We start from the raw sequence: 20,741 nt of genomic DNA on the forward strand, positions 1-20,741 counted from the left end.
GGGCGCATTCATGCGGCGGACAGTCGCGGCCGCTGCGATCGCGAAGCGCTATGCTCGGTGCATGGCCATCCACACCGACGCCAGCGACGACCTGCGCCTGTTCCAGACCGGCCAGCACGCGTGCGGCTATTGGCCCGAGCGGCAGGCGCGCGATCTGGTGCTGGACCCGCACGACCCGCGCCTGGGCGCGCTGTATCCGCTGGCGCTGAGCTGGGGGTTCCGCCGTTCCGGCGACTTGGTCTACCGGCCGCATTGCGACCACTGCCGCGCCTGCGTGGCGGTGCGCATCCCGGTCGCCGAGTTCGTGCCCGACCGCAGCCAGCGCCGCTGCCTGGCGCGCAATGCCGACATCGACACGCGCATCGTCGCCGCCGAACGCAACGAGGAACAGTTGGCGCTGTACCAACGTTACCTGCGCATGCGCCACCCAGGCGGCGGCATGGATGCGCACGGCGCGCACGAGTTCGACCAGTTCCTGATCGGCCGCTGGTCGCACGGGCGTTTCCTGGAGATGCGCCAGAAGACCGCGGACGGACAGCGCGGGCCGCTGCTGGGGGTGGCGGTCACCGACATCGCCGAGCAGGCCCTGTCGGCGGTCTACACCTTCTACGACCCCGACGTCGCCGCGCGCGGACTGGGCACGCTGGCGATCCTGCAACAGATCGCCTGGGCCAAGCGCGAAGGCCTGAGCCATCTGTACCTGGGCTACTGGATCCGCGGCCACCAGAAGATGGACTACAAGCGTCGCTTCCGGCCGCTGCAGGCCTACGACGGGCGCACCTGGCGCGCGTTCGACGACAGCGCTGGCCGCCTCGGCGACTGATCCTGCCGCCAGTCGAGCGCGCTGCGCGCAACACATGCGCCGACCCGCCCCGCTGCAACACTGCAGGAGGGGCTTCAGCCCCGACCCGACCCCATCCGAAGCCGCGAACAACCGCGGGCACCGCATCACCGCGCAGTGCCGACCCGCGCACCGCCACCGCGCCATCGTTCCGCCATGCGCCGCATGCGAACATGCGCGCATGAACCCACGCGCCCTGTTGCTCGCCCTGACCCTGCTGTGCGGTGCCTGCTCGCACACCGGCTCCGCCCCGACCGCCACCACGCCCGCGCCGCCCACCGCCGCGACGCTGCGCCTGGCCACCTTCAACACCTCGCTGAATTCGGACGAGGACGGCGGCCTGATCGCCGCACTGCAGGGCGACAGCGCGCAGGCGCGCAAGATCGCCGCGGTGCTGCAGCAGGTGCGCCCGGACCTGGTGCTGCTCAACGAATTCGACTACGACGATGCGCACCGCGCCGCCGACCTGTTCCAGCAGCGCTACCTGGAAGTTCCTCAGCCGCTCGGCGGCGCCGCGCTGCGCTATCCGTACCGCTACCTGGCGCCGGTCAACACCGGCGTGCCCAGCGGGCTGGACCTGGACAACGACGGCAGCGTCGGCGGCGACGGCCGCGCGCGCGGCAACGACGCCTGGGGCTACGGCCTGCATCCCGGCCAGTACGGCATGCTGCTGCTGTCCAAATATCCGATCGACGCCGCGGCGGTGCGCAGCTTCCGCCTGTTCAAGTGGAGCGCGATGCCCGGCGCGTTGCGCCCGACCGTGCCGCCCGACGGCCGCCCGTTCTACAGCGATGCGGTGTGGGCGCAACTGCGGCTGTCGTCGAAGTCGCACTGGGACGTGCCGGTGCGCACGCAGCTGGGCCTGGTCCATGCGCTGGTCGCGCATCCCACGCCACCGGTGTTCGACGGCGCCGAAAAGCGCAACGCCGCGCGCAACCACGACGAACTGCGGCTGTGGCGCGAGTATCTGGACAACAACGCCAGCGCGACATGGCTGTGCGACGACGCCGGCCGTTGCGGCGGCCTGGCCGCCGATGCGCGCTTCGTGATCCTGGGCGATCTCAACAACGACGTCATCGACGGCGAAGGCCGCCACGACACGATCCGCGCGCTGGTCGAGCACCCGCGCGTGCTGCGCTACCCGACTCCGCACAGCGCCGGCGGCGAAGAAGCCGCGCGCGCCTATGCCGCGCACGGCATCGCCCACCGCGGCCCGCCGCAACAGGTCACCGGCGATTTCGGGCCGAAGGCCGGCGCAATGCGGCTGGACTACGTGCTGCCGTCCAACGGCTTCCGCTACCTGGACAGCGGCGTGTTCTGGCCGGCCTCCAGCGTCCCGGCCGCGGCGATCGCCGACGGCAGCGACCATCACCTGGTGTGGGTGGATGTGGCTGGGGAGCCGGGATTGGGGAGTCGGGATTAGGGATTCGTAGCGCTGGCGGTCGCCGGCGATTGAGCTGATCCGGACTTTGGTGGTCGCCGCACCCCGACCTTGATCCAGATCAAGGGCAAGACTCCGCAAACGCTATCCAATGCATCCCGCACCCCGTCGGGATGCGTCACCGGATAGCGAGCATGCGAACGCAACAGCTGCAACAGGCGCTGGAGGGACTCAACGGCGCCACCGCCGACATCGAGGCCTCGGCGCTGATCTCCCTGGATGGACTGACGATCGCCTCGGCGATGCCGCAGGGCATGGACGAGGACCGCGTCGGCGCGATGTCCGCTGCGCTGCTGGCGCTGGGCGAGCGCAGCGCGCGCGAGCTGGCGCGCGGGCCGCTGGAACGGGTGCTGATCCAGGGCGAACTCGGCTACGTGATCATGAGCGCGGCCGGGCGCGAAGCGGTGCTGACCGTGCTGGCCAAGCCCAGCGCCAAGCTCGGCCTGGTGTTCCTGGACATCAAGCGCGCCGCCCACGCGCTGCAGCAGATCCTCTAGGAGCGCCGCCATGCCGCTGCCGCCGATGGATCCGCCGCACGAACCGCACCGCAGCGCCGAGCTGCGCCACCACGACGGCAGCCGCCGCCTGGTGTACTGGAGCGAACGCGAAGTGGCCTACCCGGACGGGCGCCTGATCGTCTCGCGCACCGACCTGGATGGCGTCATCACCCATGCCAACGACGCCTTCGTCGAACTCAGCGGCTGGCCGCGGGCGACGCTGATCGGCACGCCGCACTGCATCCTGCGCCATCCGGACATGCCCAGGCGCGCGTTCGCCGACCTGTGGGACACGGTGCTGGGCGGCGAGAAGTGGCACGGCTACGTCAAGAACCTGCGCCGCGACGGCGCCTGCTACTGGGTCTACGCCACCGCCCTGCCGAACGTGCGCAACGGCGAGGTGGTCGGCTTCACCTCGGTGCGGCGCAAGCCCTCGCGGCGGCGCATCGACGCGCTGCAACCGCTGTACGCGCAGTGGCTGCAGGACGAACGCGCGGAGACGCCGGCATGAGCCTCGATTTCCTGGTCGCGCCGGATTTCGCGCCTGAGAATTTCTGCGGCTGGTACCTGCTCAGCACCGTGCTGCAGCGCCGTGCCGGGGTCGGCCTGCACCTGCTGATGCCGGCCGATGCGGCCGAACAGAAGCAGTTGCTCGACCGCAGCGTGGTCGATCTGGTGTACGCCAGCCCGTTCGATGCCAGCGCCTTGATCCGCACACACGGCTATCTGCCGGTCGCACGCCCGCGCGGTCACGCCGACGAAGTGGTGATCGCCGCCGCCACGGACGCGCCGGCACGCTGCGTCGAAGATCTGTCCTACGGCTGCCGCATCGCGCTGACCGACAACCACGACGTGCGCCTGATCGCGCTGCGCCTGCTGGAGCCGGCCGACCTAGACCCCGAACGCATCGCCTGGCGCCCGGCCAGCAGCTACGCCGCGGTGGCGCGGCTGCTGCTGGAAGGCGAGGCCGATGCCGGCCTGTTCCTGGCCGACGCCTATCACCGCCTGTCGCGGTTGACCCTTGAGCGATTGCGGCCGCTGGTGCAGAGCGCACTGTGCGACATCGGCCATGTGCTGCTGGCACATCCGCGGATCGCCGCGCAGGTGCCCGCGCTGCAGGCGCAACTGCTGGCGCTGGGCGATGCCGTGCACCGCGAGGACCAGGGCGTCCTCGATGCGCTCGGCCTGGAGCACGGCTTCGAGGCGATGGCGATGGAAGACGCGGAATTCATGATCGACCTGATCGACACCTTGCTGGACTGAGCGTACAGCCATGGCCAACCGCCCCGCTCCAGATCCGGCCCGCCTGGTGATGCGCACCCATGCGCGCGCGCTGCTGCGCGATCCGCACGACGCCAGCGCGCACCTGGCGCGGCTGCATGCGGCGCTGCAACTGGCCGACGACGAACCGGTGCAAGGCGTGCTCGCCGACCTGTTCGTCGGTCTGCCGCGCCACGACAGCGCGCTGCGCCACGCCGCGCTGCAGATGGCCGAGCAGCGCCTGCCGCCGCACATCGCCGCGGCGTTCCTGCGCCACAGCCAGGGCCATGCGCTGCTGCCGATCACCGCGCTGGCCACGCGCTGGAGCGTGCTGGCGCGGCCGTCGGCCGACGTGCCGGCGCGCATGCGCCGGGCCAATCCGGATCACTCGCGGCGGCTGGCGCGCGAGGTGGTGGAGGCGCTGTGCGATGGCGAGCCGCTGGCGGCCGCGCGCAGCGAGCGCGAATTCCTCGACTACTGCGTCAGCTGCCAGGACAAGCTCGCCTTCATGCTCGCCAGTCGCGACCTGCGCCGCCACGCGCTGGCGCTGGACGACCGCTGGGACCGCGCCGCGCGCTGGTTGCAGCAACGCGACCTGCTCGGCGGCCGCAGCGTTTCCGCCGCCCTCCCGCTTCCCACCGCAAGCCACTGGCCATGAACGATCGAGACCCTACCTGGCTGATGCCGACGCCGCACGGCGTGCTGCACGGTTTCGCCAGCGCCGCACCGGACCGCATGCAGCGCGCCTTGCAACTGCTGCTCAGCGCGCACGGCGCGCTGTCGCTGCCGGAATGGCGCATGCGCGTGGACGGCGACGTGCAGCGCCTGCTGCACGAGGCGCGCGAGCGGCAGTGGATCCAGCTGTTGCGGCGCCCGGTGCCCGGCCCGGAGATCCGCCTGGACGATTTCGCCCAGCACGTGATCGCGCCGCTGTCGGCCGAACGCCGCGCGGTGCTCGCCTCCGACGGCGGCTTCCGCCTCGGCCATGCCGGGCTGAGCCAGGACGAAGCCGAGACGCTGAGCGTGGCCGCGGCCGATTTCTCCGGCTTCGCGCAACGGCAGAGCGCACGCGGCTGGAACGGGGCGCAGGGTTATGTGTCGTTCTACAGCGAGCCGCAGCTGTTGCTGCCGGACTGGTCGTTCGTCCCGTTCTGGGTGGACGGCAGCGGCTACTGGCTGATCCTCGGCGGCGAAGCGCTGCTCAACAACCTGGCGATGGTGGAACTGGTGTGGAGCATCCGCCTGGCGGCGGCGCGGTTTGAGAGGCCAGGAATGGGGAATCGGGAATAGAGAATGGGGAGAGCAATCCTCCCTTCTGCCCTGCCCGCTGTTCTCAAGCGTTCAAGCCTTGAGTTCGATGGTCAGGGCCGCGGCGGCGTCGCGGGCGGTCTGGCGCGCTTCGTCGATGCTGGCGCCGCGCGCCAGGGTCACGCCGACGCGGCGGTGGCCGTGCACGCTGGGCTTGCCGAATAGGCGCAGTGCGGTGTCCGGGGCCTGCAGCGCGGCGGCGACGTTGCCGAACAGCGGCACGCCTTCGCCGTGCGCCAGCAGCGCGCACGAGGCCGACGGCCCGCTCTGGCGGATGACCGGGATCGGCAGGCCCAGGATCGCGCGCGCATGCAGCGCGAACTCGCTCAGTTCCTGCGAGACCAGGGTGACCAGGCCGGTGTCGTGCGGCCGCGGCGACACTTCGCTGAACCAGACCTCGTCGCCCTTGACGAACAGTTCCACGCCGAACAGGCCCCAGCCGCCGAGGTCGTCGGTGACCGCGCGCGCGATCTCCTGCGCACGCTGCAGCGCCAGCGCCGACATCGGCTGCGGCTGCCAGCTCTCGCGATAGTCGCCGTCCTTCTGCCAGTGCCCGATCGGATCGCAGAACGAGGTGCCGGCGGCATGGCGCACGGTCAGCAGGGTGATCTCGTAGTCGAAGTCGATGAAGCCTTCGACGATGCAGCGGCCGGCGCCGGCGCGGCCGCCGGTCTGCGCGTATTCCCAGGCGGCGTCGATCTCGGCTTCGCTGCGCAACGTGCTCTGGCCCTTGCCCGAGGACGACATCACCGGCTTGACCACGCACGGCAGGCCGACCGCGGCGATCGCCGCGCGGTACTCCTCCGGCGTATCGACGAAGCGGTACGGCGAGGTCGGCAGGCCCAGTGTCTCGGCGGCCAGACGGCGGATGCCCTCGCGGTCCATGGTCAGCCGCGCCGCGCGCGCGGTCGGGATCACGCGCTGGCCGTGCTCGCGTTCCAGCGCTACCAGCGTCTCGGTGTGGATCGCCTCGATCTCCGGCACGATCAGGTGCGGCTGCTCGCGCGCGATCAACTCGCGCAGCGCCATCGCATCGAGCATGTCCAGCACGTGCGAGCGGTGCGCCACCTGCATCGCCGGCGCGTCGGCATAGCGGTCGGCGGCGATCACCTCCACGCCGAAGCGCTGCAGCTCGATCGCCACTTCCTTGCCCAGTTCGCCCGAGCCCAGCAGCAGCACGCGGGTGGCGGAAGCGGACAGCGGGGTTCCCAGGGTGGTCATGGCGGCGGTGCCTGCGCGGAAAGAGGGGCGCCATTCTAACGGCCCGGCGCGCCCGTCCCATTGCGAACGTGCCGGATACCCCTTGCAAACAGATATCAAAGTGATATCTTTTCGTCACACACCTGGGGAAAACCGCCATGAAAGAACGCACGCTTCGCTCGCTGCCCGGCATTCCGCTTCTGCTCGGCGTCCTGGCGCTGTCCGCGCTGGCGCTGTGGCTGTTCGTGATGGGCATCATCAAGGACCCGGTCAGCGGCGGGCCGAACTCGCTGCCGCTGGTGCTGCTGTCGCTGCTGCTCGGCGCGGTCGCCCTGTTCAGCCTGTGCGGCCTGTACACGGTGCAGCCGAACCAGGCCGCGGTGCTGAGCCTGTTCGGCAAGTACGTGGGCACGGTCAAGGACAACGGCCTGCGCTGGAACAACCCCTTCTATTCGAAGAAGAAGGTCAGCCAGCGGGTGCGCAACTTCGAGAGCGGCCGGCTCAAGGTCAACGAACTGGACGGCAGCCCGATCGAGATCGCCGCGGTGATCGTGTGGCAGGTGATCGACGCGTCCGAGGCGGTGTACAACGTCGACGACTACGAGAGCTTCGTGCACATCCAGTCCGAATCGGCGCTGCGCGCGATGGCCACCAGCTATCCCTACGACCAGCACGAGGACGGCCAGATCTCGCTGCGCAGCCACCCCGCCGAGATCAGCGAGCAGCTCAAGCGCCACCTCGACGAGCGCCTGACCCAGGCCGGCGTGGACGTGATCGAGGCGCGTATCAGCCACCTCGCCTATGCGCCGGAAATCGCCCAGGCGATGCTGCAGCGGCAGCAGGCCAATGCGGTGATCGCCGCGCGCACGCGCATCGTCGCCGGTGCGGTGGGCATGGTCGAAATGGCGCTGGCCGAACTGGAGAAGAACGGCACCGTGCAGCTGGACGAGGAGCGCAAGGCGCACATGGTCAGCAACCTGCTGACCGTGCTGTGCTCGGACCGCGGCGCGCAACCGATCGTCAACGCCGGCTCGCTGTACTGATGCGCGAGCCCCGCCACCTCCGTGCGGCAGCGGCCGCACGGATGCAAAGGAGCCATCCCGCATGAGCGAGAAGAAGGCCTATCCGCTGCGCATCAACGCCGACGTGCTGGCGGCGGTGCAGCGCTGGGCCGACGACGAGCTGCGTAGCCTCAACGCGCAGATCGAATACGTGTTGCGCGACGCGCTGCGCAAGGCCGGCCGGCTGCCCAAGCCGCAGGACGACAAGGAACCGGAAGCATGAGCAAGCGCTGGGAATACCTCACCGTCGAAGCCAAGACCAATCTGCTGATGGGTCTGAAGATGGAGGAACTGCAGGCCGAGCTGAGCAAGCAAGGCAAGCTGGGCTGGGAACTGATCAACGTCCTCACCCTGCCGGGCACCAAGCCGCTGCTGATGTTCAAGCGGGAACTCTGACATGCGCCTGCGCTGCGCGCCGCGGCTCGCGCTGCCGTTGCTGCTGGCGTGCTCCTGCGCGCTGGCGGCCACGCCGCAACAGGCTGCCGACACGCTGCTGGACCGCCTGCAGGCCGGCGACATCGCCGCGGCCGAGCGCGACTTCACGCCGACAATGGCGCAAGCGGTGCCGGCCGAGAAACTGGCCGAGGCCTGGCACATGGTGTCCGCGCAGATGGGCGCGTTGCAGCAGCGCGGCACGGCCAGCGAACGCCAGCAACAAGGGCTCAGCCTGATCGAGCAACGCCTGCAGTTCGAACGCGGGGCGATGCTGTTGCATGTCTCGGTGAACGCCGAAGGCAAGATCGCCGGCCTGCTGCTGACCCCGGCGGCGCCACCGGCCCCGCCGCCGCCCGCCGCCGATGCCGGCTTCGCCGAACAGGCGTTCGCGGTCGGTCCGCTGCCCGGCACCCTGGCCTTGCCGGCCGGCAAGGGACCGTTCCCGGCCGTGGTGCTGGTGCAGGGCTCCGGCCCGCTCGACCGCGACGAGACCATCGGCCCCAACCGGCCGTTCCTCGATGTCGCGCGTGGCCTCGCCGCGCAAGGCATCGCGGTGCTGCGCTACGACAAGCGCACCTTCGCCCTGCCGGAAAGCTTCGCCGGGCGCATGCAGGACGGCTTCACCATGGACGACGAAACCACCGACGATGCCGTCGCCGCGGTCGCGGCGCTGGCGCGCACGCCGGGCATCGACCCCAGGCGCATCTTCGTGATGGGCCACAGCCAGGGCGGCATGCTCGCCGCGCGCATCGCGCGCATGTCCGGCAAGACCGCCGGCATCGTCCTGTGGGCGGCACCGGCGCGCTCGCTGCTGGACCTGCTGCTCGACCAGAACCGCTACCTGCTCGGCCTGCAAGGCACGCCGTCCGCCGAGGGCAAGGCGCGCGTGGCCGAGATCGAGCGGCGCGTGGCCAAGGTCCGCGGCGACGGTGCGGTGGCGCGGACCGATTCGCCGCAGGACTTGCCGGCCGCGTACTGGCGCGCGTTCGACAAGGTGGATCCGCTGGCCGACGTCCTCGCCCTGCGCCAGCCCGTGCTGTGGCTGCAGGGCGAGCGCGACTTCCAGGTCACCGCGCCGGACTGGCAGCGCTGGCAGCAGGCGCTGGGCGACAACCCGCGCGCGACCCTGCACCGCTATGCGCAGCTCAACCACCTCGGCATCGCCGGCAGCGGCGCGCCCGGGCCGGCCGAGTACGGGCAACCCGGGCATGTCGACCCGCAGCTGATCGCCGACACCGCGCAGTGGATCCGCGCACAACGAATCCGCGTACAACAATGACCGCCATGCACAGCCATTCCCGCGCCGCACCGATCTCCCGCGACTACCGCGTGGCCACGCCCGGGCGCCTGCCGCTGCTGGGCCTGTGGCTGCCGCTGTTGCTCGCCGCCGGACTGGTCGCCGCCGTGGGCCTGTCCAGCCCGGACCGCGGCCATCGCCTGCACTGGGCCACCCTGGTGCTGCTGCCGGCGACCGGCACGGTGCTGAGCCTGTTCTACCTGCGGCGCGGCATCCGCCTGCAGGAACGAACGCTGCTGGTCCGCTCCAGCATGTTCGCCGCGCGCACCGACATCGCCCAGATCGATCTGGCGCAGGCACGCGTGGTGGACCTGGCCGAGCACGGCGAATTCGCGCCGACCCGCAAGACCATCGCCTACGCGTTGCCTGGCTTCAAATCCGGCTATTTCCGCATGCGCAACGGCCAGCGCGCGTTCTGCCTGATCACCGATGCCAGCCGTGTGCTGGCGCTGCCGCTGCGCGACGGGCGCTGGCTGCTGCTGAGCCCCGAACAGCCGCGGCAGTTGCTGCAGGACCTGCAACGGCTGGCCGCGCACCGCGCTTAGCCCTACCCTGTGCGGATGCGCCCCGCTCCCGCCCTGCTGCTCAATACCGAATGCATCGAACTGCTGCCGGCCGGGTTGCTGCGCGCGCGCAGCAACCTCGATGCGCGCCTGCTCGCGCAGGCGACCTGGCTGCTGCGGCGCAAGTGCGACGGACGCTACCTGGCGGCCGCCTCCGCGCGCGGCCTGCACGCGCTGCTGCCGCGGCTGATGCACGAACCCGGCATCGAGGCGGCGCTGGATCGCCTCGACGCCCTGCCCCTGCGCCGGCAACCCGGCGACGCCGGGCTGCTGCCGCTGAGCGCCCTGCACGAACGCCTGGCCGGCCTCGGCCTGGACGCCGAGGACTATGCGCGGAGCACCGGTCTGCCGCTGCAGGCCGAACCCGCCACCCTGCATGCCGCCGGCCGCGACCGCTACCGGCGCCCGCTGTGGCTGAGCGCCGGCGCCGCGCGCGCCTGGCCGGCGCTGCAGCGCGCCGCCGCGCGCGACGGCGTGGTGCTGGAGGCGATCTCCGGCTACCGCAGCCACGACTACCAACTGGGCATCTTCGCGCGCAAGTTCGCGCGCGGGCAGCGCTTGCAGCAGATCCTGCAGGTCAATGCAGCGCCCGGCTACAGCGAGCACCACAGCGGCGACGCGCTGGACATCGGCACGCCCGGCGAGCCGCCGGCCGAGGAGAGCTTCGAACGGACCGCGGCCTTCGCCTGGCTGCGCGCGCATGCCGCCGACTTCGGCTACCGGATGAGCTATCCGCGCGACAATCCGCACGGCATCGTCTACGAACCCTGGCATTGGCGCTGGCACGCGGGAGCGTCGGCATGAAGGTCGGCATGGAGCATCGTGTAGAGCGTCAATGGCGCGGCGGCCTGGCGTGTTGCGCCCTGGCATTGCTGTTGCTGTCGTTCGGCGCCTCCGCGCAATGGCACGACCGCCAGGGCAAGCCGGTCGCCGACAACGCCGAGCGCGCGCACGACAAGAATTTCGCGGCGACCGTCCACGTCGCCGACGAAGCCGAATTCGCACGTTTCGGGAAAGAATGGAGCGAGACCGACAGCCGCCACGGCCCGCAACTGCGCACGGCCGCGCGCGTGCGCCGCGGCGAACCGCTGCGCGTGGTCGTGCTGTATTCGGGCTGCGCGCCCAGTCCCAACAACGACGGCGCCTGCGACGCGCGCCTGAGCCTGCGCATGCTCGGGCCGGACGGCCAGGTCGCGCTGCAGGAACCTTCGCGACCGCTGACCACCGGCGGCAAACCGGCCGCGCCGGGCATGCTGGAACTGGCGCCGCTGTCGCTGCAGTTGCGCTTCGAACCGGAGGATCCGCTCGGCACCTATACGCTGCACGCCACGCTCAACGATCCCAGCCAGGATGCCTGGGTGCGCGTGCAGACGCAGGTGGAACTGGTCGCCGATTGACGTACACCCCCTGCCAATCCCACTGAGAACACCTTGCTTATGGACGAGCACATCGACAAACAGCGCCGTGCGGCCACCGCCGCCCTGCTAGGCGCCGGCGCCGCCCTGGCCCTGCCCGGGTGCGGGCGCGATACGGCCGCCGCGGCGCAGGTCACCGACATCGCTGGCATCGACCGCATCGCGGTCGCGCGCATCGCGACGCCGCGCAGCGTGGCCGACGTCGCCGCGCTGTTGCGCGACAGCCGCGGCGCGATCTCGATCGGCGGCGCGCGCTACAGCATGGGCGGGCAGATCGGCGCGGCCGGCTCGCTGCATCTGGATCTGCGCGAACTGGTCGGACTGGTGCGTCTGGACCCGGCCGCGCAGCGCATCCGCGTGCGCAGCGGCATGCGCTGGCGCGACGTGCAGGACCTGATCGACCCGCACGACCTGGCGGTCGCGGTGATGCAGAGCTACAGCAATTTCAGCGTTGGCGGCTCGGTCGCGGTCAACTGTCACGGCCGCTACCTGCATGCCGGGCCGATCGCGCATACGGTGCAGGCGCTGCAACTGGTGGATGCGCAGGGCGAAGTGCACGAACTCGACCGCGAGCGCGATGCCGAGCTGTTTTCCGCGGCGATCGGCGGTTACGGCGGACTCGGCGTGGTCACCGAAGTGGAACTGTCGCTGGCCCGCAACGACATGCTGGAACGGCATGCGCAGCGCGTGGCGCTGGCGGACTATCCGGCCTTCTTCGCCGAACGCATCGCCGCCGACCCGCGCGCAGTGATGCACAACGCCGACCTGATGCCGCCGCACTTCGATTGCCCGCTGGCGGTGACCTGGCTGCGCAGCGACGCGGCGCCCACCGACACGCGCCGGCTGGTGCCGCGCGGGCAGGACTACGCGCGCGAACAGAACCTGATCTGGGCGGCCTCGGAACTGCCGCTGGGCGAATCGTTGCGCGAGCGCTACCAGACCGAACCGCTGCTGCACACGCCGGCGGTGATGCGCCGCAACTGCCAGGCCAGCCTGGACGCGCGCTCGCTGGAACCGCGCACCCGGCGCATGTCCACCTACCTGCTGCAGGAATACTTCCTGCCGCTGCCGGCGTTCGCCGCCTTCGCGCGCGAGATGGGCGCGATCCTGCGCCGCCACGAGGTCAACGCGCTCAATGTCTCGATCCGCCACTCGCCCGCCGATACGGTGTCGCTGCTGCGCTGGGCGCCGCAGCCGGTGTTCTCCTTCGTGCTGTACTACAAGCAGCGCAGCGGCGCCGCGCCGGACCGGGCCGCGGCGGTGTGGACCCGGCAGTTGATCGACGCGGCGATGGCGCACGGCGGCCGCTACTACCTGCCGTACCGGCTGCATGCCACCCCGCACCAGTTCGCCGCGGCCTATCCCGAAGCCGAGACCTTCGCGCGCATCAAGCGCCGCATCGACCCGCAACACCGCTTCCGCAATCGGCTGTGGGACAAGTATTTGCCGGCATAAAGCCGGAGGCGATGGCGCGCGCGGCAAGCATCTGTGGCAGCCAGGCGCTCAAGTTGCCGCGCACGCGACCGATATCGCAGCGACACTTCCAGGAGATCCATGCGGATGGAACAGAACCCGTATTCGGCGCCGGCAGCCGACTTGCAGGCAAGCCCCGCAGCGCCGCTGGGCAAGGCACCGGACGACGTGCTGCGCAGGATCAAGGTCGGCTGGATCGTGGCCGTGTTGTGCGCGGCGATCAATCTGCTCAGCGGACTGCTCGCGCTCAAGAACGGCAACACCGTTATCGGCACGACCAGCGCGATCGAGGCCCTCTTCATCGCGGCGCTGGCCTACGGCGTGCGGCGCAAGCATCGGGTGGCGGCGAGCGTGCTGCTGGCCTACTACGTCCTGGTGCGGATCGCCTTGCTGCTCACCGGAAATCTCAGTGGTGCGGGCCTCGGGGTGATCGTGATCCTGGTCTATCTGAGCGCAGCGCGCGGCACCTTCCAGTACCACCGCTGGCTGCAGCAGGAACGGCGTTTCCCGTCCTCGCAGCGGCCGCGGTTGAGCGACGATCCGCTGTGGCGGACGCCGCCGCGGCCGATTGCGGCGACGCCGGGTCAGGCCGGCCAGGATGCCCCCATTCCGCCGACCGCCTGACCGATCCACGGCCACCGGTGGGGTGCGGCAGCGATACCAGGCGTGGACATCGCGACCCTTCCGACTTCTGCGAACGCGGCGCAGGACGTGCTGCCGAGCACCGCCGCAGCCTGCGACCAAACCTGTAGGAGCGGCTTCAGCCGCGACCGGGACCTTCCTCCCGGTAACGCCCGGTCGCGGCTGAAGCCGCTCCTACAGAGAAGCATCACGATGCCGCGCGGCCTTACTCCTGCGAACGCGGCGTGGGCAGCTTGGTGGCGTCGCTGAAGTCGGCGATCTTCCACAGGTAGAAACTGGCATAGCTGCGATACGGACCCCAGCGTTCGCCGCGCGCGTCCAGCGACTGCGGCGCGGGCATCTGCTCCAGCGTGTCCACCCGCTGCGCGCCCTTGCGCACGCCCAGGTCATCCACCGGCAGCAGGTCGGGACGCCCCAGGCGGAACAGCAGCATCATCTCCACCGTCCAGCGGCCGATGCCGCGGACCGGCAGCAGCGCCTGCACGATCGCCTCGTCGTCCATGAAGGCGAGCTTGCGCAACGAAGGAATCTCGCCGGCCGCCTCGCGCCGCGCCAGATCGCGCAGCGCCAGCGCCTTGTTGCCGGACACGCCGCAGCCGCGCAGGCCGGGATCGTCGATCCGCGCCAGCGTGTCGGCATGCAGCCGGGTGCTGCCGATCGCCGCCTCGACGCGGCCGACGATGGTCGCCGCGGCCTTGCCGCTGAGCTGCTGGAACAGGATCGCGCGCGCCAGCGCATCGACCGGATCGAACGGCTTGGTCCAGCCCGGCTGCGGCGCGATCGGGCCGATCCGGCGCATCCACGCGCCGAGCTTGCGGTCGCGCCGGCTCAGATAGTCGTAGGCAGCCTGGGTGTCGAATCCGCGCGCGTGACGGGGCATCTCAACGCCTCAGCGCATCCAGCGCGTACAGCACCCAGCCCAGCATCAGCGTCGTCCCGCCAACCGGGGCCAGCCGGGTCGGCCATTGCGCCAGCGCGTTGCCGGCCAGGCTGCCGGAAAACAGCAGCGTGCCGAGCAGCAGCAGCGCCAGTGCGACGCGCGCGAGCAGGCGCTCGCTGCTGCGGCCCAGCGCCGCCAGCGCCAGTCCGTGGCCGAAGGCATACAGCGCGGCGGTCTGCAGATGCGATTGCGCCAGCGGCTCGGCGACGCCGTGCGAGGCATAGGCGGACAGGCCGATCGCGGCGGCCGCCAACAGGCCGCCGGCGCAGGCCAGCCAGGAACGTTTGCGCGAACGCCGATCGAGATTCAGCATGACGGTGCTCCGTTGCGGCCGGTTTCCGGCCCCACAAACGAAACGCGCCGCAAGCAGCGGCGCGTTTCGGGTCACTCATCCATCCAGGCGACGGCTTACTTGATCGCCCAGTAGATGTCGTACGTGCCTTCCGGCGTGAACGCCTTGTCCACGCCGCCCTTCCAGGCCTCGTACGGACGGTCGGTCACGTCGTAGCCGCTGGTCGCGGCCCAGGCGCGGACCGCATTGCGCGCCGCATCCAGACCCGCCATGTGGCCGGTGTAGCTGGCGAACGCGGAACGGTGCGCTTCGGTACGCAGGTAGGTGACCGGCGCGCCCTGCGGGATGGTCAGCTTCATCGGATCGCCGCTGGCGGCGACCGGGGTCGCATCGACCGGAGCCGCAGGAGCCGCCGCATCGTCCTTCTTCTCTTCCGGCTTGGCCGCCGCGTCCGGCTTCGGCGCGCCACCGGCACGCTTGCGCACCGGCTGGGTCACGTCGAAGGCGTACTTGTCGGAACCGAAATCGGTAGTGACGATGCGCACCGGACCGGCCGCTTCCAGGCCGTTGGCGTCCATCACCCGCTTGATCCACTCCTGGTTGTCCTTGATGGACTTCTTGATGGAGTCGTTGTCGCGGTCGATGTTGCCGGCGTTGACCACCAGCAGATCCTCGGCCGGGACGTCGACGACCTTCAGGTCGGTCAGCGGGGTTTCCTCGGCGCGGTAGTCGACGTTCGGCACGGTGGCCAGTACGTTGCTCAGCCGCGACAGGCCCAGCTTGATGTCGTCGCCGACATGGCGGCTCACGTACAGGCCGGCATAGCGACCGAACAGGTCCCAGCCGTACTTGACCGTGTAGTCCTGGGTGATCTTGACGTTGCGACCGCTCTTGCCGGTCGGCTCGAGCTTGAACGACGTGGTCTTGTCGCTGCCCTTGCTCTCGTCTTCGATGCCGATGACGACCTGCTTGTTCTTCTCGGTCGAGGTGATGGTCCAGCTGCCCTTGCCGATGTAGCCCTCGCTGGAGGTGTAGTCGAGGCGGGCGCCGACGCCGGCTTCAGGACCGGAAAGCTTCAGTTGGATACGCGGATCGCGTAGCACCAGAGGGTTCCAGTCCTTGAAACGACGCAGGCTGTTCACCGTGTCATAGACAATGGTCATGCGCCGATTGGTTTCGACGCTCTCGGACATGTGACGCTCCGAAGGCAGCACCAGGCCGACGATGACGAACAGGCCAGCCACGATCCCCAGTGCGATCAGGAATTCGATAATACGGGTCATTCAGGAGGTCTCCGGGGCCGATCCCACGGCCGGGTTAATGAAGCGAAGCGGCCATCCTAGCAGGCTTCGCGGTTCGTGGTCATGCACATCGCGGCGCGGAATTCGGCACAGTGGCCAATTCCCCGCGAAGGCGCCGTGCACAGCGCCGCCGCACGGTCCAGCCGGCGACCAGACCATTGTCGCGCAAACAGTGGCCGACAGGGTTGGCGCGGGGCCGCGGCGCTGCAGGCCAGCCAGCTTCGGCGCGGCCTTTGCGCCTGCGCGCGAGCGATGCCGCCTGGCCGGGCGGCAAGACCAATGCGTCCGGGACGGTGTAACGCAAAGGCCATCGACTCGGACCCCCACCCAGGCTCGGCGGGCCTACTGCTGCGTTCGTCGCGACTGAAGTCGCTCCCACAAGGGCTGGCGCGGCGTCGGCGCGCGCGAACGCCCGGCCCGGCGCGCTGCGCCGGCCGGGCATCCTGTCCCGTCAGACCAACTGCAGCTCGAACGCCTTCAGCACCGCCCGGGTGCGGTCGCGCACGCCGAGCTTGGACAGGGTGAGCGGGCGCCGCTTGCGAGCCACTGGCTCGCGCGCCGGCGAACGCCCGGCGCGCTGCGCCGGGCCGGGCATCCTGTCCCGTCAGACCAACTGCAGCTCGAATGCCTTCAGCACCGCCCGAGTACGGTCGCGTACGCCGAGCTTGGACAGGATGTTGGACACGTGGTTCTTGATCGTGCCCTCGGCCACGCCCAGCGAGTTGGCGATCTCCTTGTTGGAGAAGCCGCTGGCCATCAGCCGCAGGATCTCGGTCTCGCGGTCGGTCAGCGGGTCGGGCCGGTCCAGGCTGACGAAGTCGTTGCGCATGTGCTCCAGGCCCGACAGCAGGCGCTGTGTCACCGCCGGCTGCACCAGCGAACCGCCGGCGGCCACCGCGCGGATCGCGCCGACCAGCTGTTCCAGCGACACGTCCTTGAGCAGGTAGCCCTTGGCCCCGGCCTTGAGCCCGGCCAGCACCAACTGGTCGTCGTCGAAGGTGGTCAGGATGATGGTCGGCGGCAGCGTGCCGTTGCGCGACAGCATCTGCAGCGCCTCCAGCCCGGACATCGCCGGCATGCGCATGTCCATCAGCACCACGTCCGGCTTCACCTGCGGGATCAGCTCCACCGCCTGGCGGCCGTCGTTGGCCTCGGCGATCACCTCGATCCCACCGTCCAGCGCCAGCAGCGAGCGGATTCCCTGCCGCACCAGGGTTTGGTCGTCGACCAGGCAGACACGGATCATCACAACACTCCTTGTGAAACGGCGGGCGGCAGCAAGGCGGCCGCGCTCGGGACCGAGGCGCGCAGGCGGAAGCCCGTGCCCTGCGGCGCATCGATTTCCAGGCTGCCACCATACTGGCTCAGCCGCTCGCGCATGCCGCGCAGGCCGTTGCCGGGCAGCAGCGCCTCGCAGCCGCGGCCATCGTCGTGGGCCTGGATCACCACCTGCGGGCCTTCGCGGCGCACCTGGATCCACAGGTTGTCGGCCTGCGCGTGGCGCACCGTGTTGGTGATGATTTCCTGGGTGCAGCGCAGCAAGACATGCGCGCGCTCCGGGTCCTCGACGGTCAACGGCTCGTCCACCTGCAGGTGGATCCTCAGCGACGGCACCCGTTCGACCAGCGGCCGCAGCGCCGCGGCCAGGTCGATCGCGCCGCTGTCGCGCAGATGGCTGACCGCCTCGCGCACGTCGGTCAGCAGCAGCTTGGCCAGGGTATGCGCCTGGTGCACATGCTCCTGCGCGCGGCCCTCGGTGATGTGGCCGGCCACTTCCAGGTTCAGGCTCAGTGCGGTCAGGTGGTGGCCGAGCAGGTCGTGCAGCTCGCGCGAGATGCGGGTGCGCTCGTTGACCCGGGCGCTTTCGGCCAGCAGCGCACGGGTGGCGCGCAGCTCGGCATTGAGCTGGCGCTGCTCCTCGCGGGCCTGGGCCTGCTGCCGCGCGACCAGGCTGGTGACGAAGATGAACATGGAGAAGCCGCCGTACAGCAGCGACTGCATCAGCGCATCGAACATCGGAAAGCCGACCAGCAGGTAGTAGACCGGCAGCACCGCCAACTGGCTCAGCACCAGCCACAGCACGCCGATCCGCACCGGCAGCAGCCACGGGATCACCCCCGCCGCCACCATCATCAGGATGCTGCCCAGCCCGCTTCCGGTCAGATAGCTGACCGCCAGCGCGCAGACGGTCAGCAGCAGCAGGATCAGCCGATCGTACCAATGCGCGTGGCCGCCGCTGCCGAGCCCGCGGGTCAGCCAGTAGTAGCTGCCGCCGAAGGCGATGAAGAAGCCGGACATCATCGCCGCTTCCCAGCCGCCACGCCGGTTCAAGCCCTCTTCCGGGATCCAGTAGGTGTAGACCAGCGGCATGGCGATCATGGCCCAGGTGAACAGGCCGGCGAAGCGCAGGACGCGGGTATGGCTGAGGTTTCCCAACATGCACGCATCTTAGGATGAACGGCGCGCAATGCACTCCCACGGAAGTCATGCATGCGCGGCTCGCCGCCCCGGGCCACGCGTGCGATAATCCGGCTGGCGGTCCGCATCTGGCCGCGCGCGCATCAGCAACGGAGTCCCAATGTCGATCGTCATCCGCGACGTGCGCGAGCACGAGCTCGATTCGGTCCTGGCCCTGAACAACAACGCCGGACTGGCGATCCTGCCGCTGGATTCGGCCAAGCTGCACCGCTTCTACGAAACCGCAGAATATTTCCGCGTCGCCGAGCGCGACGGCAACCTGGCCGGCTTCCTGGTCGGTTTCGGCGGCGACAGCGATCACGACAGCAGCAATTTCGCCTGGTTTCGCGAGCGCTATCCGGCCTTCTTCTATATCGACCGCATCGTGGTGGCCAGCCGCCGCCGCGGCGGTGGCGTCGGCCGCGCGTTCTATGCCGACGTACAGAGCTACGCCGAGCTGCGCTACCCGCAGTTGGCGTGCGAGGTTTTCCTGGACCATGGCGCAGACGCGGCGCTGCTGTTCCACGGCAGCTTCGGTTTCCGCGAAGTCGGCCAGAACACGATGAACGAGGTGGAAGTGCGTGCCAGCATGCTGTTGAAGGATCTGTGCAGTTACGCCTGGGTCCGCGAGACCTACGGCGAGCAGTTGCCCGACCTGCCCTGGGTCGGCCATGCCCGTCGCCTGCAACGGGCCCAGCGCCCGACCGGGACCTGAGCGTGTCGTCGGTGAATCTGGATTTCGAGCAGGCAGGCGAACTGAAGATCGGCCAGGTCGGCATCGCCAACCTGCGCATCCGCACCCTGGACGTGGCGCGCCTGACCCAGGAAATGCGCGAGCGCGTGCAGCGCGCGCCCAAGCTGTTCGGCCGCGCCGCGGTGATCATCGATTTCGGCGGTCTGGCGCAGACGCCCGACACCGCCACCGCGCGCGCGCTGCTGGAAGGCCTGCGCGCCGCCGGCGTGCTGCCGGTGGCGCTGGCCTACGGCACCCGCGAGACCGAACAGCTGTCCGAGGCGCTGGGCCTGCCGCTGCTGGCCAAGTTCCGCGCCCAGTACGAGCGCATCGACGGCGGCGCCCCCGCCGCCGCGCCCGCCCTGGTTTCGCCGCCGCCCCCGCCGCCCGCCCTGCGGCGCGCCCGCAGCCGGGCCGCATGCAGAAGACCGCGGTGCGCTCGGGCCAGCAGCTGTACGCGGAGAACTGCGACCTGACCGTGGTGGCCACGGTCGGCGCCGGTGCCGAAGTGATCTCCGACGGCAGCATCCATATTTACGGCAGCCTGCGCGGCCGCGCGCTGGCCGGCGCGCAGGGCAACACCGAGGCGCGGATCTTCTGCCGCGACTTCCACGCCGAACTGGTCGCCATCGCTGGCCACTACAAGGTGCTGGACGATATTCCCAAGGAACTGCGTGGCAAGGCCGTCCAGGTCTGGCTGGAGCAGGACCAGATCAAGATCGCCGCGCAAGATTGACGCGGCCCTACAACCGAACGTATCAGGAGACATTCCTTTGGCTGAAATTATCGTAGTCACCTCCGGCAAGGGCGGCGTCGGCAAGACCACCACCAGCGCGAGCCTGGCCTGCGGGCTGGCGCGACGCGGCAAGAAGGTCGCCGTGATCGACTTCGACGTGGGCCTGCGCAACCTCGACCTGATCATGGGCTGCGAGCGCCGGGTGGTGTACGACTTCGTCAACGTGGTGCACGGCGAGGCCACGCTCAAGCAGTCGCTGATCAAGGACAAGCGCTTCGACAACCTGTACGTGCTGGCCGCCTCGCAGACCCGCGACAAGGACGCGCTGACCCAGGAAGGCGTGGAGAAGGTGCTCAAGGACCTGGTCGCCGAAGGCTTCGAATACATCGTCTGCGATTCGCCGGCCGGCATCGAGAAGGGCGCGTTCCTGGCGATGTACTTCGCCGACCGCGCCGTGGTCGTGGTCAACCCGGAAGTCTCTTCGGTGCGCGACTCCGACCGCATCATCGGCCTGCTCGACTCCAAGACCCGCAAGGCCGAGGAAGGCCAGACCGTGCCGGCGTTCCTGCTGCTGACCCGCTACAGCCCGGGCCGGGTGGAAGGCGGCGAGATGCTCAGCATCACCGACGTGGAGGAAGTGCTGGGGTTGAAGGCGATCGGCGTGATCCCCGAATCCGGCGACGTGCTCAACGCCTCCAACAAGGGCGAGCCGGTGATCCTGGACGGCGAGTCCCCGGCCGGCCAGGCGTACGACGACGCCGTGGCCCGGATCATGGGCGAAGAGCGCCCGATGCGCTTCATCTCAGTGGAGAAGAAGGGCTTCTTCACCAAGTTGTTCGGAGGGTGAGC

24 protein-coding genes and 2 pseudogenes are annotated in these 20,741 nt (G+C 69.9%); 19 read left to right on the forward strand and 7 right to left on the reverse strand.

The annotated features are described in order from the left end of the window. Positions 1-61 precede the first annotated feature (61 nt). The 7 genes from HEP73_RS15685 (at position 62) to HEP73_RS15715 (ending at position 5,329) form a co-directional block, all read left to right on the forward strand. Positions 62-823: an arginyltransferase gene (locus HEP73_RS15685; RefSeq protein ID WP_185820683.1), complete on the forward strand. Its 762-nt coding sequence runs from the start codon at positions 62-64 to the stop codon at positions 821-823. Positions 824-1,022: 199 nt separating this feature from the next. Continuing rightward, positions 1,023-2,264 (forward strand): endonuclease/exonuclease/phosphatase family protein, encoded by a 1,242-nt coding sequence (locus tag HEP73_RS15690; protein ID WP_185820684.1) that lies wholly within the window; start codon positions 1,023-1,025, stop codon positions 2,262-2,264. Between the two features lie 152 nt (positions 2,265-2,416). Then, positions 2,417-2,779: a roadblock/LC7 domain-containing protein gene (locus HEP73_RS15695; RefSeq protein WP_185813521.1), complete on the forward strand. Its 363-nt coding sequence runs from the start codon at positions 2,417-2,419 to the stop codon at positions 2,777-2,779. A 10-nt stretch (positions 2,780-2,789) separates the two neighbouring features. Then, positions 2,790-3,290 (forward strand): PAS domain-containing protein, encoded by a 501-nt coding sequence (locus tag HEP73_RS15700; RefSeq protein ID WP_185820685.1) that lies wholly within the window; start codon positions 2,790-2,792, stop codon positions 3,288-3,290. Next, positions 3,287-4,042 carry a PhnD/SsuA/transferrin family substrate-binding protein gene (locus HEP73_RS15705; protein WP_185820686.1) on the forward strand — a complete coding sequence of 252 codons (756 nt, stop codon included), beginning with the start codon at positions 3,287-3,289 and terminating at the stop codon, positions 4,040-4,042. Before HEP73_RS15700 ends, HEP73_RS15705 begins: the two co-directional genes overlap by 4 nt. A 10-nt stretch (positions 4,043-4,052) precedes the next feature. Continuing rightward, positions 4,053-4,697: a hypothetical protein gene (locus HEP73_RS15710; RefSeq protein WP_255423523.1), complete on the forward strand. Its 645-nt coding sequence runs from the start codon at positions 4,053-4,055 to the stop codon at positions 4,695-4,697. Continuing rightward, positions 4,694-5,329: a hypothetical protein gene (locus HEP73_RS15715; protein ID WP_185820687.1), complete on the forward strand. Its 636-nt coding sequence runs from the start codon at positions 4,694-4,696 to the stop codon at positions 5,327-5,329. The genes HEP73_RS15710 and HEP73_RS15715 overlap by 4 nt, the downstream gene beginning before the upstream one ends. Positions 5,330-5,380: 51 nt before the next feature. On the opposite strand, the gene purT is transcribed toward HEP73_RS15715, so the two are convergent. After that, positions 5,381-6,568, reverse strand: a complete 1,188-nt coding sequence (gene purT, locus HEP73_RS15720; protein ID WP_185820688.1) for a formate-dependent phosphoribosylglycinamide formyltransferase — start codon at positions 6,566-6,568, stop codon at positions 5,381-5,383. A 137-nt stretch (positions 6,569-6,705) separates the two neighbouring features. Between purT and HEP73_RS15725 the strand changes: the two genes are divergently transcribed. The 9 genes from HEP73_RS15725 to HEP73_RS15765 all read left to right on the forward strand — a co-directional run bounded on the left by HEP73_RS15725 (position 6,706) and on the right by HEP73_RS15765 (position 13,415). Next, positions 6,706-7,590, forward strand: a complete 885-nt coding sequence (locus HEP73_RS15725; RefSeq protein WP_185820689.1) for an SPFH domain-containing protein — start codon at positions 6,706-6,708, stop codon at positions 7,588-7,590. A gap of 61 nt (positions 7,591-7,651) precedes the next feature. Further along, entirely contained in the window at positions 7,652-7,831 is a 180-nt protein-coding gene (locus HEP73_RS15730; protein WP_185813527.1) for a type II toxin-antitoxin system antitoxin, read from the forward strand. After that, positions 7,828-8,004, forward strand: coding sequence for a DUF4177 domain-containing protein (locus HEP73_RS15735; RefSeq protein WP_185820690.1), 177 nt, complete (start codon positions 7,828-7,830; stop codon positions 8,002-8,004). The genes HEP73_RS15730 and HEP73_RS15735 overlap by 4 nt, the downstream gene beginning before the upstream one ends. A gap of 1 nt (position 8,005) precedes the next feature. Beyond that, positions 8,006-9,322: an alpha/beta hydrolase gene (locus HEP73_RS15740; RefSeq protein WP_185820691.1), complete on the forward strand. Its 1,317-nt coding sequence runs from the start codon at positions 8,006-8,008 to the stop codon at positions 9,320-9,322. A gap of 5 nt (positions 9,323-9,327) precedes the next feature. After that, entirely contained in the window at positions 9,328-9,885 is a 558-nt protein-coding gene (locus HEP73_RS15745; RefSeq protein ID WP_185820692.1) for a PH domain-containing protein, read from the forward strand. Positions 9,886-9,900: 15 nt separating this feature from the next. Then, entirely contained in the window at positions 9,901-10,707 is an 807-nt protein-coding gene (locus tag HEP73_RS15750; RefSeq protein WP_185820693.1) for a M15 family metallopeptidase, read from the forward strand. Beyond that, positions 10,704-11,300, forward strand: coding sequence for a hypothetical protein (locus tag HEP73_RS15755; protein ID WP_185820694.1), 597 nt, complete (start codon positions 10,704-10,706; stop codon positions 11,298-11,300). The genes HEP73_RS15750 and HEP73_RS15755 overlap by 4 nt, the downstream gene beginning before the upstream one ends. Before the next feature lie 39 nt (positions 11,301-11,339). Next, positions 11,340-12,773: an FAD-binding oxidoreductase gene (locus HEP73_RS15760; protein WP_185820695.1), complete on the forward strand. Its 1,434-nt coding sequence runs from the start codon at positions 11,340-11,342 to the stop codon at positions 12,771-12,773. A 186-nt stretch (positions 12,774-12,959) separates the two neighbouring features. Continuing rightward, positions 12,960-13,415: a hypothetical protein gene (locus tag HEP73_RS15765; RefSeq protein ID WP_185820696.1), complete on the forward strand. Its 456-nt coding sequence runs from the start codon at positions 12,960-12,962 to the stop codon at positions 13,413-13,415. Positions 13,416-13,638: 223 nt separating this feature from the next. Here HEP73_RS15765 and HEP73_RS15770 read toward each other — a convergent pair whose 3' ends face one another. The 6 genes and pseudogenes from HEP73_RS15770 to HEP73_RS15795 all read right to left on the reverse strand — a co-directional run bounded on the left by HEP73_RS15770 (position 13,639) and on the right by HEP73_RS15795 (position 18,405). Beyond that, on the reverse strand, positions 13,639-14,313 hold the full coding sequence (locus tag HEP73_RS15770) for a DNA-3-methyladenine glycosylase family protein (protein ID WP_185820697.1): 675 nt from the start codon (positions 14,311-14,313) through the stop codon (positions 13,639-13,641). A gap of 1 nt (position 14,314) precedes the next feature. After that, a complete protein-coding gene (locus tag HEP73_RS15775; RefSeq protein ID WP_179570768.1) occupies positions 14,315-14,686 on the reverse strand; it encodes a DUF423 domain-containing protein in 372 nt (123 codons plus the stop codon). A 95-nt stretch (positions 14,687-14,781) separates the two neighbouring features. Further along, on the reverse strand, positions 14,782-15,948 hold the full coding sequence (locus tag HEP73_RS15780; RefSeq protein ID WP_185820698.1) for a polyketide cyclase: 1,167 nt from the start codon (positions 15,946-15,948) through the stop codon (positions 14,782-14,784). Between the two features lie 469 nt (positions 15,949-16,417). Next, positions 16,418-16,486 (reverse strand): annotated as a pseudogene (locus HEP73_RS22655) (DNA-binding response regulator); the annotation flags it as partial. An 84-nt stretch (positions 16,487-16,570) separates the two neighbouring features. After that, positions 16,571-17,212 carry a response regulator gene (locus HEP73_RS15790; protein WP_003465620.1) on the reverse strand — a complete coding sequence of 214 codons (642 nt, stop codon included), beginning with the start codon at positions 17,210-17,212 and terminating at the stop codon, positions 16,571-16,573. After that, positions 17,212-18,405, reverse strand: coding sequence for a sensor histidine kinase (locus HEP73_RS15795; RefSeq protein WP_185820700.1), 1,194 nt, complete (start codon positions 18,403-18,405; stop codon positions 17,212-17,214). The genes HEP73_RS15790 and HEP73_RS15795 overlap by 1 nt, the downstream gene beginning before the upstream one ends. A 139-nt stretch (positions 18,406-18,544) precedes the next feature. Here HEP73_RS15795 and HEP73_RS15800 point away from each other — a divergent pair, with 139 nt between their 5' ends. From HEP73_RS15800 to minD, 3 genes and pseudogenes are all read left to right on the forward strand, one after another. Continuing rightward, positions 18,545-19,138, forward strand: coding sequence for a GNAT family N-acetyltransferase (locus HEP73_RS15800; RefSeq protein ID WP_179570765.1), 594 nt, complete (start codon positions 18,545-18,547; stop codon positions 19,136-19,138). A 2-nt stretch (positions 19,139-19,140) separates the two neighbouring features. Beyond that, positions 19,141-19,892 (forward strand): annotated as a pseudogene (gene minC / locus HEP73_RS15805) (septum site-determining protein MinC). Positions 19,893-19,929: 37 nt separating this feature from the next. After that, the gene (minD, locus tag HEP73_RS15810) at positions 19,930-20,739 is read left to right on the forward strand and encodes a septum site-determining protein MinD (protein WP_185813539.1); all 810 of its coding nucleotides are present in this window, start codon (positions 19,930-19,932) and stop codon (positions 20,737-20,739) included. Positions 20,740-20,741 lie beyond the last annotated feature (2 nt).

This window comes from Xanthomonas sp. GW, assembly GCF_014236815.1.
Taxonomy (GTDB): Bacteria; Pseudomonadota; Gammaproteobacteria; order Xanthomonadales; family Xanthomonadaceae; genus Xanthomonas_A.